Origin of the sequence: Vreelandella zhuhanensis (genome assembly GCF_009793355.1) — a bacterium.
Lineage (GTDB): Bacteria > Pseudomonadota > Gammaproteobacteria > Pseudomonadales > Halomonadaceae > Vreelandella > Vreelandella zhuhanensis.
Genome location: NZ_WTKP01000003.1, coordinates 387,506 through 403,315, shown reverse-complemented (window position 1 = coordinate 403,315; position 15,810 = coordinate 387,506). Strand labels below are relative to the sequence as shown.

The window sequence follows — 15,810 nt, the reverse complement described above, 5'->3', positions numbered from 1 at the left end:
TTGCCTTGATTTTCGGTGACATTGTCACCCTCATCGGCAAGCGCCCACATGAATTACCTGATCAATTGTTAAAGAGCATCTCGCGGTCGCTGTCCGGCTTGCGCCTCATCAGCACCCGGCGAGGAAGACGTATTCTACGCCGTTAACCGAGAATGTCAAGGGCCGACTGAACTGAAGGCGATCATTTCATCTTCTTCCTTCGACGAGCCAGGCTTTGAAACAAAGCGCTAACTCATTGACACTGCTTGCTTTTCAGCAAGCTCCACCGCTGGAAACGCCTGGCGTTCCCGGCAGCGGATGCGTACTCTACCTCCTGGCCGGGACACTGGCAAGCCCTGGGTGTAAAAAAGCATAAAAAAGCGGTAGAGCTCTCCTCTACCGCAAACCAACGAGCTCAACTTTTTCTGGATAACTGCTCAACTTACTCTACCAAGCCTCAATACATCACAGCTCGAAACCACAGCCGAAATCTTCACTGGATATTGCCATAAGCGACCCTGCCCCAGCCTGGACCATGGCAGCGTGCGCGCGCGTGCGCGGCAACAAACGCTGGAAGTAGAAGCGCGCGGTGTCGATTTTTGCCTGGTAGAAGGCTGTCTCATCACCTTCAAGCGACTGACTTGCTTGCTTTACCGCCCGCGCAAACAGATAAGCCAGGGTCACATAGCCGGAATACATCAAATAATCGACACTCGCCGCTCCGACTTCTTCTCGGTCCTGCATCGCTTTCATACCGACACCCAACGTCAGCTCGCCCCATTCAGCATTCAGTTTTGCCAAGGGTTCGACAAAGACCTTGAGCGCCGGGTTATCAGCTTCCGCCTTGCAGAACTGGTGAATTTCCTTGGTGAATAGCTTTAGCGTCTCTCCTTGACTCATGAGTACCTTGCGCCCCAGTAGATCCAGCGCCTGGATACCGGTAGTGCCTTCATACAGCCGAGTGATCCGTGCATCGCGTACCAGCTGCTCCATGCCCCATTCGCGGATGAAGCCATGACCACCAAACACCTGAACACCTTCATTGGTAGCCTCAAAACCCACCTCCGTGAGAAAGGCCTTTACGATGGGCGTCAGCAACCCCAATAACGTTTCAGCCCGTTCACGCTCTGCATTGGCTTCGCCATGCTCAACCACATCCAGAATCTGGGCGGTATACAGCACCAGCATACGACCGCCTTCGGCGAACGCTTTTTGCGTCAGCAACATGCGGCGAACATCGGGGTGCACAATGATCGGGTCAGCGGGTTTTTCCGGTGACTGCGGGCCGGAAAGGGCTCTCATTTGCAAGCGATCGCGAGCGTAGGCAAGCGAGTTTTGAAAGCTTGCTTCGGTCAGCCCCAATCCCTGGATACCCACACCCAAACGAGCGGCGTTCATCATGGTAAACATGCATGCCAGCCCTTTGTTGGGCGCTCCCACCAGATAACCGCGCGCTGCGTCGAAGTTCATCACGCAGGTAGCATTACCATGTATTCCCATCTTGTGTTCCAGAGACCCACACGCTACGCCGTTGTGCTCACCAGGACCGCCATCAGCATCCGGCAAGTACTTTGGCACAACGAACAGCGAGATCCCCTTGGAGCCTTCCGGCGCATCAGGCAGCTTGGCAAGCACCAGATGAACAATATTTTCCGCCAAGTCGTGATCACCGGCAGAAATGAAAATCTTGGTGCCACTAATATCATAACCACCGTCATCCGCTGGCACAGCGCGGGTTTTGATCAAGCCCAAATCAGTACCGCAATGCGGCTCTGTGAGACACATGCTCCCCGTCCACACACCTTCAACCAGCTTGGTCAGATACGTGGCTTTCTGCTCTTCCGTTCCATGGTGGCGTAGCGCATCAGCAGCACCATGAGACAACCCCGGATACATGCCCCACGCCAAGTTCGTGGCACATATCATCTCCGAAAGCACCATAGCCAGCGAATGGGGGAGCCCTTGCCCACCTTGCGCCGGGTCGGCGGCCAGGCTCGGCCAGCCGCCTTCAACATATTGCTGATAGGCTTCCCTGAAACCTTTCGGCGCCTTGACCTCGCCGCCTTCTAACCGGCACCCCTCTTCGTCACCGCTCCGGTTCAAGGGCAGCAATACCTCACGTGCAAAACGCGCCCCTTCTTCAAGGATGGCATCCACTGTCTCTGGAGAAGCTTCGTCGCCACCCGGCAAGCGAGCGTAATGAGCGGGATAACCCAGCATTTCGTTCATGACAAAGCGTAGATCACGTAGAGGGGCCTGGTAGCTGGGCATCTTGTTTCTCCTGAATTAAGTACCGATGAGAGCGGTCAAAACCACTTTCAAACACATGTTTGAAAACTAGCGCCCCGCAGACCTGGAGTCAAGCGTTCGTTTTAATTTTAGCTGGAAATTGCAAGTTCTGTAGCGAACGCGCCCTGCTTTCCAAAAACAAAAAGCCCCACTCGATTGAATTCGGCGGGGCTTAGGTAGCACTACCAGCCAAGCATTTACTGCATCCGGATACCGCCATCCAAACGGATTACTTCACCATTCAGCATGGGGTTAGTAATAATTTGCTCGGCCAGGCGGGCAAACTCATCCGGCCGACCCAAACGTTTCGGGAATGGCACGGCAGCCGCCAATGCCTGCGCAGCCTCATCGGGAATTTCACTCATCATAGGCGTTTCAAATACGCCGGGGGCAATCGCCATGACCCGTACGCCATGCCGCGAAAGCTCACGCGCCGCTGGAAGGCTCATACCCACAACACCCGCCTTGGAAGCACTATAGGCGCACTGCCCAACCTGGCCGTCAAAGGCGGCGATTGAAGCTGTGTTGATGATGACACCACGCTCACCATCTTCACCCGGCGCATTCTTGGCCATCGCCGCCGCCGCTAAACGCATCACATTAAATGTGCCCACCAGGTTGATTTGAATCGTCTTGGCATAAGCTTCGAGATCGGCAGGATTACCTTTACGGTCGACCAACTTGGCTACGCTGACCACTCCGGCACAGTGCACCACACCCGCAAGGCCTCGCTCTTCCCCCAGAGTCACTGCGGTTTCCACTGCCTTCTGCATATCGGAATCCGAGGTGATATCGCCACGACAAGCTCTCGCGGCCTCCCCCAGTACCCGGGCATGAGCATCGACACTTTCGTTAAGGTCACACAGTACGACTTTGCCGCCGGCCGCGACAATGCGCTCTGCAGTCGCTGCGCCCAGGCCGGATGCCGCCCCGGTAATCAGAAAGGTATTATCCTTGACTTGCATGTGAGGTTTTCCTGTTGAAGGTACTTAGGTATCTTTTTGAGATTCTTGCACCGCCTGGGCGCGCAGCTTGAAACGTTGAATCTTGCCACTAGGCGTCTTGGGTAGCTCATCGACAAACTCGATCACCCGAGGAAAAGCATGGGTCGAGAGACGTTCGCGAACTTGCTGACGTATTTCGTCAGCCAGATCATCACTGGCGGTAAAGCCTTCACGCAACACAATGTACGACTTGATAATTTCGCCACGAATCTCGTCCGGCTGACCCACGGCTGCCGATTCGGCGACAGCGGCATGGGCCATAACGCTATTTTCCACGTCTGTGGGGCCCACGCGGTAACCTGCCGTGGTGATGATGTCGTCATCACGGCCGGCAAACTGAAAAGTGCCATCTTCCTGCAACAGCACCACGTCCCCGGTCAAGTAATAGCCATGAGCAAAGGGGTCTTTTTCTTGCCACGTATAGCCCTGGAAGAAATGTGCGGGCGAATTGGCAATATCCACTGCCAACACACCCGGCTCGCCAGGGGGCAATTCGTTGTATTCGGCATCCAGAATCGCCAAACGATAGCCGGGCATCGGTACGCCCATTGCGCCCACATGCTTGGGATGCGCCAGCGCATGATGATTACAGCACGTCATGCCGGTTTCCGTCTGACCATAATGATCCATGACCGGGCAACCCAAGGCATGTTCCACCCAAGTCACCACTTCAGTGTTGAGCGGCTCACCGGCGGAACTTGCCACGCGCAACTCGAGCGTCTCATGGGCCGTATCGAAAAGTCCCGAGGCCTTCATCAGGCGATAAGCGGTGGGGGCTGCGGCAAAGTTGGTAATATGATGACGCTTCATGAATGCCATGGCGCCTTCAGCACTGAAGCCGGCTTCACAGAAATGCGTGGTTACGCCCAACAGCAATGGCCCGGCAATCGCGTAGTACAAACCATAGGCCCAGCCCGGATCCGCCATATTCCAGAAATGATCTTCCTCGCGCAGCCCGATAGCCAGCTCCATGTAGAGGGCAAACGCCGGCATACCTGCTAATGGCACCGCCACCCCTTTGGATTTACCCACCGTGCCCGAGGTAAACATCTGCAGGAAAGGCTTTTCCGAGGCCAGCCGAGGCGGCTGTTCGGTCATCGGCGCATGAGCAAGTGCATCAGCCCAATCCAGGTCATCCGCGTGCTCAGGCAGTGCACCACCCACCGCCAATACCGGTGGGCATTGGGTCAAGCCGACAAATTTAAAACGATTGGCATGATCGGTGACGACCAGTTTGGTATCGGCCCGCTCCAAGCGATAATCGACCGCATCCGGCCCAAAAGCCGTGAACAAGGGCTGATAAACACCACCGATCCGCCAGACAGCCAATACTGTAATCAATAGCTGCGGTGAACGCGGCAACATGCAGGCAATACGATCACCTTCGCCCAGGCCTTGCGCCATGAACCAGCCCGCCAGCTTGGCGCTTTGCGCATCAAGTTCCGCATAGGTCAACTTGTTGATGTTGCCCTGGGTATCCTCATGCACCAAGGCAAGCACATCACCGCGACCCGCACGCAGATGAGTACCGCAACAAGATTCGTATGCATTGAACTTGCCATCGTTATGGTCATCCAGGCGTGCAATGACGTCATTGATGGAGAAATGCGCTAAATAGTCGTGATAATCCGGCAATTGATCATGTTTCGCTGTCATGATGGCTCTCTTGTGTTGTGTTTATGAGCATACGGCAGAGCGTTTAATGCGCTGAAGTGGTATCTGATGCGCCGGGCACTTATTATTTATTATCCGTTTACGTTAACGGAACCCAGCTGGTTAGAGCAACGCTAAAAGCATTCACGCCTGAGAGCAAGCTATCTAAGGGGCTGAGCGCTTAGACCATGGTCGCAACCATTCTTGACTCGCCGTCGCTCAAGGAGTTTTTGGCATGATCATGAAAACCAATTCGTCAGCCAAATCATCGGGACTACGCGAGCCGCCGGGGTCGTACCAGCGTACCGTCCAATTCAAGGCGCCCAATACAAAGCGTGATACGAGAAAACGGTCTCCATGGATAAGCCCTGCTTCCAGCGCCTCATCAATCACTTCGACCCATAAGGCTTCATAAGCATCACGTAAATGGCTTAAATGCGCCCGGGCGCTAGTGTCCAGGCGGCGCCATTCAAACAGGGCCACCACATGCGCATTGCGATCGGTAAACAAGGTTTCCAAGTGAGCACGCGCCATGGCGCGCAGCCGCGACTCTGGGTCATCGCCGGCCAGCTCCAAGGCACGATGAGCGATACGCAGGGCGTTCTGGGTGCCCTCTTCGATCACAGCCGCCAGAATTTCCTGCTTGTCTCTAAAATGATGAAACAAACTCCCGGATTTGATGCCCATTTCCTGGGCCAGCATGCGCACAGTGGTACGATCGAAACCTTCTTGAACGAAGAGTTGGGCAGCAAGGCGAGTCAATTCCTTGCGGCGAGGAGATGCATTTATTACATTCATAGGCGTTCACACTAGCGCTTGCTTGGTTATACAGAGAAGACCACAGCACTGTCGACGGGTCAACGCATCCACTTTCACTTAGCGTGACAAACACAAAAACTTGCAGGAGTCTGCCATGAGCAACCCCAACGATATCGTATTCATTGCCGCTACCCGCACTCCAATGGGAGGCATGATGGGAAGCCTTTCAAGCATGAGTGCCCCGGAACTCGGCGCGGTCGCCATCAAGGCCGCCATTGAACGAGCCGGCATCGATGCCGCCAGCATCAATGAAGGCATCATGGGCTGTGTACTGCCCGCTGGCGTCAAACAAGGCCCGGCCCGCCAAGCCATGCGCCAGGCCGGCATTCCCGATGCCAGCGGTGCCACTACCATCAACAAGCTGTGTGGCTCCGGCATGAAAGCCACCATGCTTGCCCATGACCTGATCAAGGCAGGCAGCGGTGACGTGCTACTTGCCGGCGGTATGGAATCCATGAGCAATGCCCCGCATATATTGACCAAGGCACGCAGTGGTTACCGGCTCGGCCATGGCGAATTGAAGGACCATATGTTCCTGGACGGCCTGGAAGATGCTGAAACCGGCAAACTGATGGGAGTTTTTGCTCAGGATATTGCTACTGAGCGCGATTACGGCAGGGAGCGCCTGGACGACTTTGCCATTGCCTCGCTGGAACGTGCCATGGAAGCCACCAATGCCGGTCATCTCGACGCCGAGATGGCACCTGTGCTGGTGAAAGATCGCAAAGGGGAAACACTGGTCAAGCATGACGAACAGCCATTCCAGGCCAAGCTCGACAAGATCAGAACGCTGCGTCCGGCATTCGCCAAGGACGGCACCATCACCGCCGCCAATGCCAGCTCGATTTCCGATGGGGCCTCGGCACTGATCCTGGCCAGCCGAGCGGCAGCCGAGAAACATGGTGCCAAACCCATTGCTCGCATGCTGGGGCATAGCACATTTTCTCGTCATCCAAGTGAGTTCACCATCGCCCCAGTGGGCGCCATTGAGTCACTGATGAAGAAACTCGACTGGGGTGTCAATGACGTAGACCTGTTCGAAATCAATGAAGCCTTTGCCGTCGTCACGCTCATGGCCATGGACGATCTCGGTCTACCTCACGACAAGGTCAACGTTTTCGGCGGAGCCTGCGCTCAAGGTCACCCTATTGGTTCAACCGGTTCACGGATTATAGCCACCTTGATACATGCACTGCGCACCAAGGGCGGCAAACGCGGTATCGCGAGTCTATGTATCGGAGGTGGCGAAGCCACCGCCGTTGCCGTTGAACTGATCGACTAAGCACCATCTGAACGCTGTTCACCCACGCTGCCCATGGCAGCGTGGGTGGCGCTTTAAAATGATGACTTAACCGTAGCGTCCAGAAATGTAGTCTTCAGTTTTTTTCTTGGCTGGGGTTGAGAACATCACCTTTGTGTCGTTGTACTCAATAATCTCGCCCAGGTGGAAAAACGCTGTGTAATCAGCCACTCGCGCTGCCTGCTGCATGTTATGCGTCACGGTGATGATGGTGAACTGCTCTTTCAGCTTGTCCATCAAGTCTTCGATCGTCGCGGTGGAGATTGGGTCCAGGGCCGAGGTTGGCTCATCCATCAGAATTACATCGGGCTGCACCGCAATCGCACGTGCGATGCACAGGCGCTGCTGTTGTCCCCCGGACAAAGATGTGCCCGGTTCTTGTAGTTTATCTTTTACCTCCTGCCAAAGCCCTGCGTCACGTAAGGCTTTTTCGACCAACTCATCTTGTTCCACTTTGCGGCTGACCAGGTCGTGCATACGCGGGGCATAGGCCACATTCTCGTAAATGGATTTAGGGAAGGGATTGGGTTTTTGAAACACCATCCCGACACGGCGGCGCAACGCTACTTCATCCATCTTGGCGGCGTTGACGTCCCGGCCATCCATTTCCACCAGCCCTTCAGTATGAACGCTAGGAATCAGGTCATTCATCCGGTTCAAGCAACGCAAAAAGGTCGATTTACCGCAACCCGAGGGGCCGATCAATGCCGTCACATTTTTTTGAAACAAATCAATATTCAAGTTTTTCAATGCTTGATTCTTGCCATACCACAGGTTCAGGTCTCGCACCCGAATACTCAGGTCATGGCATGCCTGCTCATTGCGTGTGTAAGGCTGCCCTGCTGTCGGCGCCATCTGTTGACTGAATTGAGGTGCTTGACTGTTCATAAACGGTATCCTTTGTGACGTCCTGGGTTACCAACGACGCTCAAATTTCTTGCGGAGCACAACAGCGCTTGCATTAAGGAAGATCAGTATCGAGAGCAGCACCAGAATGCCACCAGCGGTTTTTTCGACAAAGGCTTGATCGGGCTCGCTCGCCCAAGTGAAAATCTGTGCTGGCAACACTGTTGCCGCGTTGGTGAAGGAAGCGCCAACGTCAGGGATAAATGCCACCATGCCCACAATAATCAGTGGCGCGGTTTCCCCCATGGCTTGTGCCAAGCCAATGATGGAACCGGTCATGATGCCCGGCATGGCCAGCGGCAGCACATGATCCCGCACCACTTGCCAACGTGAGCAACCCACACCGAAAGCGGCATGGCGAATCGAATCCGGCACGCTTCGCAGTGCAGTACGCGTTGAAATAATGATCACCGGCAGCGTCATCAGTGCCAAGGTCATACCACCCGCTAATGGTGACGAACGCGGCACCCCGAAGAAGTTAATAAAGATCGCCAATCCAAGCAGACCAAACAGAATCGAAGGAATGGCGGCCAGGTTATTGATGTTAATTTCGATAGCCTGGGTAAAGCGGTTATCCGGTGCGAACTCTTCAAGGTAAATTGCCGTCATCACGCCGATGGGAAATGCGATTGCAAGGGTAACGATCATGGTCATGACCGTACCCACTACGGCCGAGAGAATCCCGGCACTTTCCGCTATCTTGGAGTCGCCTTGCGTAAAAAAGGCGCGGTTAAATTTAAGTGCCACTTGACCTGATTCGACCAAGTTATCGACGGTTGCCACCTCATTGCCACTCAATTTATGACGATGGTCTTTCAAGTACTGATCGACTTGACTATTGGCGAGTAACCAGCGCGTCTCACGGTCCCCTATCATGTCAGGGTTATTACGCAACATAAGCGGAATGCCCCGCACCTCCGTGCGGCTAACAACAGGCACCAGCGCCTTGTCGATAGCTTTACGCCCATCCTTTGAGGCTTCTTCGGAGTAGTGCATTTCCGCTTGCACATAGGCTTGCTGAAATGCGGGCAGGCCCTTGTTCAGCATATCGCTGAAAAACCACAGCAAGAAAAGACCCGCCAGCCCCAGGGCACCCATGGACATCCACTTCAAACGGGCTGACTTGCGGTGGCGTCGCTTGAGCTGATGGCTGATATCGTCAAAAGTTTGGCTCATCGGAACGGTTCCCAGGCATTACAGGTTATTGACGCGATACTTTTCGCGGAAGCGGCGGATCATCAGTACCGACACCAGATTAAGCGTGAGCGTTACGGCAAACAGCACCAGTCCAAGGGCGAACGCGGACAGTGTTTCGGCACTTGCAAACTCCTGGTCACCGGTTAGCGCCGCGACAATGCGCACGGTGACGGTGGTCATGTCCTCCAGAGGATTGGCGGTAAGGTTGGGCCGCATACCGGCTGCCATTACCACGATCATGGTCTCACCTAGCGCACGCGACATACCTAACAGTGAGGCGGAAATAATCCCGGGTAGCGCAGCAGGAATTACCACATCCCGAATGGTTTCGCCTTTGGTCATGCCCAGTGCCAGCGATCCTTGGCGCATGCTGTCGGGTACGGCGTTAATCACGTCATCAGACAGCGAGGAGATAAACGGGATGATCATGATGCCCATCACGACACCTGGGGCAACGGCGTTGTTATAGGAGGCATCAAGGCCAAAGAAACCGGCGATATTGACAATAATCGGCGCCACCGTAATCGCAGCGAAGAAGCCATATACCACCGTCGGTATGCCTGCCAACACCTCAAGCACCGGCTTGGCAATGGTCCTGACACGTCTCGGAGCGTATTCAGACATGTAGATCGCTGACATAAGCCCGACCGGCACGGCCACCAGCATGGCGATCAACGTGATCATGAAGGTACCGGCAAAAAGCGGTACCGAACCAAACTCGGCGCCGCCGCCGTCACCGCGGCCCGCTGAGGCTAAAAAGCTCGCACCAGGGTTCCAGGTCGTGCCGGTGATGAAATCCCAGAAGCTGTGCATCTGAAAAAAGCGCAGCGCCTCTGAAATAATCGAAAACAGAATCCCAAACGTCGTGAAGATCGAGATTAGTGCCGCCCCTGCCAATATCCAGCGGATGACCCGCTCAATGGCTTGGCGGGCATGAAACTGTGGCTTTACCTGAGTTACGCCTACGGCTAAACCGGCCGCCGCTACCACAAGACTTGCTGCCAGCAAATACAGCGGGGGAATATCCGCCCCTAGCAGCAATAAAGCGAAAGAGCCCACAGCACCGACCAACACCGCAGGCCCTGCGGTTGAAAGCACCGCAAACCACGCATACTGATCCGGCTGTGCATACATGGCGGCACCTGACGCGCGAACGCGTGAAGCTTTTTTTCGGCCGACAAAAAAGGCCACTAGCCCAAGCAGCAAGAGCACAGTGCAAAAAATTAAGAGTAGCTGGTTGGTCTGCATCGTTGATATCTCAGGTTAACCAATGAATCCGTTTGCCAGGCTACTTTGAGGCAAAAACATGACAGCAATGTGACAAGTGCCATGACAACATCTGTCGCAAAGCAAGAGGCCGGCAGCACAAGCTGCCGGCCTCTCTTTCGCTAAAGTAGAGCTGGCTTACTTCAGGTCTTCAAGTGCCAGTTCGGCTTGATTAGCAACGCGTTGACGCGCCTGCTCACGCTCAGTTTCCGGCAACGGAATCAGGCCAAGATCGACAAGGTAGCCGTCGTCACCAATCATCTGCTCTTCCATGAACATATTGGCGTATTCGTACAGCGGCGGTACTTCGTCAGCGTGCTGGTTCTTGATGTAGAACCACAGTGAGCGAGCTACTGGGTAATCACCAGAGCTGATGGCCTCAACTTCCGGCTCAACCCCACCAATGCTGGCACCTTGAATAGTGCGCTGATTTTCAGCCAGGAAAGAATAACCGAAAATGCCGAAGGCTTCGGTGTCTTCAGACAAACGCTGAACGATCAGGTTGTCGTTTTCACCCGCGTCGATGTAAACGCCATCAGAGCGAATTTCGGTGTACCCTTCATCGCCGTAGAGGTCAAACTCTTCGGAGGCAGCTTCCATGACCAGCTCTTCGAAAGCGTCACGGGTACCCGATGTGGTGGGCGGGCCGTAAATGGAAATTTCACGATCCGGCAGCGAAGAATCAATCTCGCTCCAGTTGGTATAGGGGTTGTCGACAAGCTCACCATCAACCGGCACCTGAGCCGCTACCGCCAGGAAGATATGCTCAAGGGTGAAATCTGCCGCATCGTTTTCAGTGGATTGTCCCAAAACGATACCGTCGGAGCCGATCTTGGCTTCGGTGATATCGGTTACACCATTCTTTTCACAGCGCTCGAATTCGGAAACCTTCATGCGGCGTGATGCGTTGGTGATATCCGGTGTACCGTCGCCAACACCGTTACAGAACAGGCGAATACCCCCACCTGAACCGGTAGATTCAATTACCGGTGTCGGATAATTCGTAAGAGCGCCAAACTCTTCGGTCACGTAACTGGCAAAGGGGTAAACGGTGCTGGAACCAACAATACGGATCTGATCGCGCGCCTGAGCAACACCGGCAACGCTCATTGCAGCAGCAGCGATCACGGTAGTCTTGAGAATGCAGTTCATGCAACTTTCTCCTGTCATCAAAGAAATCTGGCCTTCACAAGGCATACCTTGCCTCGGTTCGATGACATCTTCATGACAGGTGGGCTTACTTTTAATTTTTCGGCATTTCTGTCTGATAGCTCCCTTTTTCAGCTTAATTATACTTTTGCTAATGTATTCACCGGTGGGGTCAGAAGACGCAACCCGATATTGCCGATCGTTGCTGCCGCCAACATGGTCACTACCATCGGCCATAGGCTCTCCACCTCGAATGCTCCCACCATGAAGCCCGCCAAAGCTCCACAGCTGAACTGCACAGATCCCAATAATGCCGTGGCAGTCGCACTGATGTGACCAAAGTGGTCCAGCAGAGAAGAAATCGCATTCGGGGAAATCATGCCTATCATCCCGGTAAACAACATCACTAATGGCACCACCACGTACAAGGATGCCATGCCTGTTGCTGTGGCGATTACCAGAGCTGCCGCCGCCACCCATTGCACGGTAAGGCCCAACCGTAGGTTCTGCTGCGGTGTTCTTCGGCTCAGCAGTTGAATGTTCACCCGGTTGGATAATGCAATGACCAGGACGTTAACGCCGAAAACCACGGGATACATGGCCGGTGAAAGTCCGAAATGTTCCAGGTAAAGAAAGGGGGACGCGGTAATGAAGGCAAATAAGCCAGCAAAAGAAGCTGCCACCGCGCAGACATAACCCATCCCTTCGCGGTGAGACAGTATGCTGGCATAGTTACCTAACACTTGGCGTGGAGAGGCCACTGGCTGGCTCATGTCACGGGTTTCCGGCAGGCGCGTTCCCAATAGCCAGAATAGAAAAGCGGCGTAGACTGCAAGAAACCCGAAAATCAGCCACCAACCCGCCACGTACAACAACAGGCTACCTACGGTTGGAGCCACCAACGGTGCCAACATCATGATCAGCGCCATGGTCGACATGACTTTGGCGGCTTCTCTCCCACTGAAACAATCGCGCACGATAGCGGCGGAATTGACCACACAGGCCCCACCACCCAGTGCCTGAATAAACCGCCATATAAGCAAGGTGGAGAGACTGTCCACACTGATTATCGCCAAGCTGGCAACGAAGAAGACCAAAAGCCCGCCCAAAAGAACCGGTTTTCTGCCTAGACGATCGGATAGCGGACCGAAAATCAGCTGGCCTAGAGCGAACCCGAACAAGAAAACACTGATGGAAAGTTCGGTACGGTGAATACTGGCACCGATGCTTTCAGCCAACGCCGCCATGGCAGGCAGATAAGCATCGATGGCGAAAGGTGCCAGTGCGGTATTGGCCGCCACCAACAACGCAACCCGACGTGGACTCAATAACAAAAGATACTCCTTTACGTATAATTAGATAGCCAGCTAATTATAATCGTTTCCTATTGGTTTGTCGGTGACTGTTCGCGCTATCCATGCCTTGCTACAGTAAGTGCAACGTCTCAAAGGAGCTGACACCATGGCAGATAGCCTGCTTTCGCAACTCAAACAAATGACCACAGTGGTCGCGGATACCGGTGATCTTGACGCTATTCGTCGTTTCTCACCCCAGGATGCCACCACTAATCCCTCTTTGATTCTACAGGCAGCTCAGCAGGAAACGCGCCGCGCACGGCTGGCGGAAATCGCACGAGAAAGCACGGATATCGATAATGCGGTGGATAGTGTCGCAGTGGAAGTAGGCAGTGAAATAAGCGCTCTCGTGCCAGGTTACGTTTCCACTGAAGTGAGTGCCAGGTTGTCTTTCGACCGGGATGCTACCGTCAACCGAGCCCTGTCACTGATCGAGCGCTACGCCCGTCAAGGTGTGGAGGCCGACCGCATCTTGATCAAGGTCGCCGCTACTTGGGAGGGCATTCAGGCCGCCCGACTGCTTGAACGAGAAGGTATTCGCACCAATCTCACGCTACTGTTCAGCTTTACGCAAGCTCAGGCGTGCGCAGATGCCGGCGCCACACTAGTCTCACCATTCGTGGGTCGCATCCTCGATTGGCACAAGCAACGCAACCCGGATGCGGACTTCAGCGGTTCACGCGATCCCGGCGTCCAGTCGGTCAAACGTATCTTTGATCACTACAAGGGACACGGCTACAAGACCATTGTGATGGGGGCGAGTTTTCGCAATTTAGGGGAAATTACTGCCTTGGCAGGTTGCGACCGTCTGACCATTTCACCGGCATTGCTCGATGAACTGGAAAGCCAGCAAGGCACACTTGAGCGCCAATTAGTTCCAACCGATGCTGACGCACCGCACAGCGAGCCATTGGATCAAGCCACATTCCGCTGGCAGATGAACGAAGACGAAATGGCTAGCGACAAACTCAGTGAAGGAATTCGCAAGTTTATGGCGGATCAACGCAAGCTGGAAGGCCTACTGGCTACCTTGCGCCAGCCGTAATCGAGCCATAGTGCTCTGCTGGCTAAACCCCGACCCGGGAAACCGGGTTGGAAGTAGAGCGCAACTACGGAAAAACGATGCAAACAAGATAATTCAGGAATGCGAACTGGCATCCCGCTCTTCAAGCATCTGGACGAGAGGCTGAAATTGCTCACGGTTATGCTCGTTCATATGCATCAAGATACGATGTGCTTCCAATATGCGCTCGCGCAACCCTTCTTCATCCGCAGGAACTTCGGGCAGCTCTTCCAGCACACTATTGAGCGTGGCCGTTTTTTGAAAGGGTGCTTCCACCAAGGTAAAAAAGCGGGCGAAACCCATGACATCGAGCATTTGGCGAACATCAGGATTATCCGCAATAATCGTCGGCGGTTGCTCCAGACGGTCTTTCACAGCCATGGCCACCTTGGCAAGAAAGCCCAAGGCGGTGGAATCCACATTGGTGGCTTCTCGCAGGTCAATCATCACGGCATGCAACCCCGGTGTTTCAGCCAATCGCTGAGCCTGAGTATCCAGGGTGGCACACAGCGTCAGACGCACGTCGCCACACAGTTTCAGGACAAAAACTCCGGAATCGAATGCCGCCTTCACGCGGCCTTCTTCACTCAGCATGACCAAATCCGCTTACCATCATGATTGTCAGGTCGTCTGGCAAGGCATCACGGTCACCATTGGCCTCGGCTTGTGCCTCCTCTTCTTCCGAACAGGCGACGTGGCCCAGCGCCAAGCGCTCCCGCAACTGCTCAAGCGAGACACTCTTACTTGCCAATTGCTCAAGCTCCTTGAGCCGCGTGTCGAGTGTGGCACCCGGCAAGCATTCCAACACTCCATCGGAACACAGCCATAACCGAAAATCAGGCGGTAATGGCCACCCCAAGGCAGGATATTCCACATCAGGAAACAACCCCACCGGCATCCCCTCGCCAGGCAACCGTTGCAAGGTGTCTTCAGTTACCAGCAGTGGCATGGGGAGCTGTGCTCCAAGCGAATAGTGTAAATAATGCGCTTCATGATCAATGATACCCACAAACAAGGTGGCATGCTTACCGATATCGGTACCCTGTAATTCGCGATTCAGTGCCGCCAACCAGTTGGGTGCCAATGTTTCAGGATGCTCACCGTCCCACTCACTTAACCAGCGATTGCATAGATATTTCAGCAATACCGTTACAAAGGCCGAAGAAGCGCCATGCCCTGAAACATCGGCAAAATAAAAGGCGCTATAACGCTCGTTGTATGCTTGATAGTCGAGAAAGTCCCCGGACAGATACAGCGAGGGAGCAAACCAATAATCAAAACTCACGTCATTGAGTATTTTCGGTCGCGACGGTAACAGACGCCGTTGGATGTGGCTACCACTTTGCTGATCCATCCGTAACAGCGCCAAGTGGGTTTCCAGACTTTCGTTGAGCTCGGCCAGACGTTCACGATCGCGCTCGCGCTCTTCCGATAATTGATGCAGTTCGATGGCTTTGCGAATCATGCGACGCAATAACTCTGTATGACGCAGCGGGTGCACGATATAGTCCACCAACCCCACATCCACCGCCTTGATCAGATCGGCATCCTGTCGCGCATCGCTGACGACCAGAGTAGGCAAGCGTCGCGTAAGCTGTGACCAGTTCTGCCGCGGCACAGCACGCGCATGCGCTACGATCAGCGCTGTTCTACGCGGCAGCATAGCGATATTGTCCGTGGCGAAAACCGACATCCCATCACAGGTAATCGCTTCAGCCAGGGCATCACGCTCATGGCCGGGCTCATCGATCACGGCAATCAAATGCTTGGTATTAACCATGAAAAGGCCTCAGTCGGCGAAATCCTCAGCATTGACATCCTTGCTCGCGA

At 54.4% G+C, this 15,810-nt stretch carries 13 protein-coding genes; 2 read left to right on the top strand and 11 right to left on the bottom strand.

Annotation, left to right across the window (positions count from 1 at the left end):
* Positions 1-444: 444 nt before the first annotated feature.
* The 4 genes from GPM19_RS06190 to GPM19_RS06175 all read right to left on the bottom strand — a co-directional run bounded on the left by GPM19_RS06190 (position 445) and on the right by GPM19_RS06175 (position 5,723).
* Complete coding sequence (locus GPM19_RS06190) at positions 445-2,250, bottom strand: acyl-CoA dehydrogenase C-terminal domain-containing protein (protein WP_160417988.1); 1,806 nt, start codon at positions 2,248-2,250, stop codon at positions 445-447.
* Between the two features lie 215 nt (positions 2,251-2,465).
* Complete coding sequence (locus GPM19_RS06185) at positions 2,466-3,233, bottom strand: SDR family NAD(P)-dependent oxidoreductase (RefSeq protein WP_160417987.1); 768 nt, start codon at positions 3,231-3,233, stop codon at positions 2,466-2,468.
* A 24-nt stretch (positions 3,234-3,257) separates the two neighbouring features.
* Complete coding sequence (locus tag GPM19_RS06180) at positions 3,258-4,928, bottom strand: AMP-binding protein (protein ID WP_160417986.1); 1,671 nt, start codon at positions 4,926-4,928, stop codon at positions 3,258-3,260.
* Between the two features lie 216 nt (positions 4,929-5,144).
* Complete coding sequence (locus tag GPM19_RS06175) at positions 5,145-5,723, bottom strand: TetR/AcrR family transcriptional regulator (protein ID WP_160417985.1); 579 nt, start codon at positions 5,721-5,723, stop codon at positions 5,145-5,147.
* A 115-nt stretch (positions 5,724-5,838) separates the two neighbouring features.
* On the opposite strand from GPM19_RS06175, the gene GPM19_RS06170 reads away from it, so the two are divergent.
* Positions 5,839-7,026 (top strand): acetyl-CoA C-acyltransferase, encoded by a 1,188-nt coding sequence (locus GPM19_RS06170; protein WP_160417984.1) that lies wholly within the window; start codon positions 5,839-5,841, stop codon positions 7,024-7,026.
* Positions 7,027-7,092: 66 nt separating this feature from the next.
* On the opposite strand, the gene pstB is transcribed toward GPM19_RS06170, so the two are convergent.
* The 5 genes from pstB to GPM19_RS06145 form a co-directional block, all read right to left on the bottom strand.
* Positions 7,093-7,899: a phosphate ABC transporter ATP-binding protein PstB gene (gene pstB, locus GPM19_RS06165; protein ID WP_160418019.1), complete on the bottom strand. Its 807-nt coding sequence runs from the start codon at positions 7,897-7,899 to the stop codon at positions 7,093-7,095.
* A 60-nt stretch (positions 7,900-7,959) separates the two neighbouring features.
* Complete coding sequence (gene pstA / locus GPM19_RS06160) at positions 7,960-9,126, bottom strand: phosphate ABC transporter permease PstA (RefSeq protein WP_160417983.1); 1,167 nt, start codon at positions 9,124-9,126, stop codon at positions 7,960-7,962.
* Positions 9,127-9,144: 18 nt separating this feature from the next.
* Positions 9,145-10,395 (bottom strand): phosphate ABC transporter permease subunit PstC, encoded by a 1,251-nt coding sequence (pstC, locus tag GPM19_RS06155; RefSeq protein ID WP_160417982.1) that lies wholly within the window; start codon positions 10,393-10,395, stop codon positions 9,145-9,147.
* Between the two features lie 156 nt (positions 10,396-10,551).
* Entirely contained in the window at positions 10,552-11,565 is a 1,014-nt protein-coding gene (locus tag GPM19_RS06150) for a substrate-binding domain-containing protein (RefSeq protein ID WP_160418018.1), read from the bottom strand.
* Between the two features lie 137 nt (positions 11,566-11,702).
* Entirely contained in the window at positions 11,703-12,896 is a 1,194-nt protein-coding gene (locus GPM19_RS06145) for a multidrug effflux MFS transporter (RefSeq protein WP_160417981.1), read from the bottom strand.
* 127 nt (positions 12,897-13,023) lie between these two features.
* On the opposite strand from GPM19_RS06145, the gene tal reads away from it, so the two are divergent.
* Entirely contained in the window at positions 13,024-13,962 is a 939-nt protein-coding gene (tal, locus tag GPM19_RS06140; RefSeq protein WP_160417980.1) for a transaldolase, read from the top strand.
* Positions 13,963-14,055: 93 nt separating this feature from the next.
* Here the strand turns inward: tal and GPM19_RS06135 are convergent, their stop codons facing one another.
* The gene (locus GPM19_RS06135) at positions 14,056-14,574 is read right to left on the bottom strand and encodes an STAS domain-containing protein (RefSeq protein ID WP_160417979.1); all 519 of its coding nucleotides are present in this window, start codon (positions 14,572-14,574) and stop codon (positions 14,056-14,058) included.
* Positions 14,564-15,760 carry a PP2C family protein-serine/threonine phosphatase gene (locus GPM19_RS06130; protein ID WP_160417978.1) on the bottom strand — a complete coding sequence of 399 codons (1,197 nt, stop codon included), beginning with the start codon at positions 15,758-15,760 and terminating at the stop codon, positions 14,564-14,566. Before GPM19_RS06130 ends, GPM19_RS06135 begins: the two co-directional genes overlap by 11 nt.
* Positions 15,761-15,810: the final 50 nt, after the last annotated feature.

What these genes read in the sequence shown, in the direction of transcription:
- GPM19_RS06130 (WP_160417978.1), bottom strand. Translation starts at nt 15,760, where the DNA reads ATGGTTAATACCAAGCATTTGATTGCCGTGATCGATGAGCCCGGCCAT.
- GPM19_RS06190 (WP_160417988.1), bottom strand. Translation starts at nt 2,250, where the DNA reads ATGCCCAGCTACCAGGCCCCTCTACGTGATCTACGCTTTGTCATGAAC.
- GPM19_RS06185 (WP_160417987.1), bottom strand. Translation starts at nt 3,233, where the DNA reads ATGCAAGTCAAGGATAATACCTTTCTGATTACCGGGGCGGCATCCGGC.
- GPM19_RS06170 (WP_160417984.1), top strand. Translation starts at nt 5,839, where the DNA reads ATGAGCAACCCCAACGATATCGTATTCATTGCCGCTACCCGCACTCCA.
- pstA (WP_160417983.1), bottom strand. Translation starts at nt 9,126, where the DNA reads ATGAGCCAAACTTTTGACGATATCAGCCATCAGCTCAAGCGACGCCAC.
- GPM19_RS06180 (WP_160417986.1), bottom strand. Translation starts at nt 4,928, where the DNA reads ATGACAGCGAAACATGATCAATTGCCGGATTATCACGACTATTTAGCG.
- GPM19_RS06135 (WP_160417979.1), bottom strand. Translation starts at nt 14,574, where the DNA reads ATGCTGAGTGAAGAAGGCCGCGTGAAGGCGGCATTCGATTCCGGAGTT.
- GPM19_RS06150 (WP_160418018.1), bottom strand. Translation starts at nt 11,565, where the DNA reads ATGAACTGCATTCTCAAGACTACCGTGATCGCTGCTGCTGCAATGAGC.
- pstC (WP_160417982.1), bottom strand. Translation starts at nt 10,395, where the DNA reads ATGCAGACCAACCAGCTACTCTTAATTTTTTGCACTGTGCTCTTGCTG.
- tal (WP_160417980.1), top strand. Translation starts at nt 13,024, where the DNA reads ATGGCAGATAGCCTGCTTTCGCAACTCAAACAAATGACCACAGTGGTC.
- GPM19_RS06175 (WP_160417985.1), bottom strand. Translation starts at nt 5,723, where the DNA reads ATGAATGTAATAAATGCATCTCCTCGCCGCAAGGAATTGACTCGCCTT.
- pstB (WP_160418019.1), bottom strand. Translation starts at nt 7,899, where the DNA reads ATGGCGCCGACAGCAGGGCAGCCTTACACACGCAATGAGCAGGCATGC.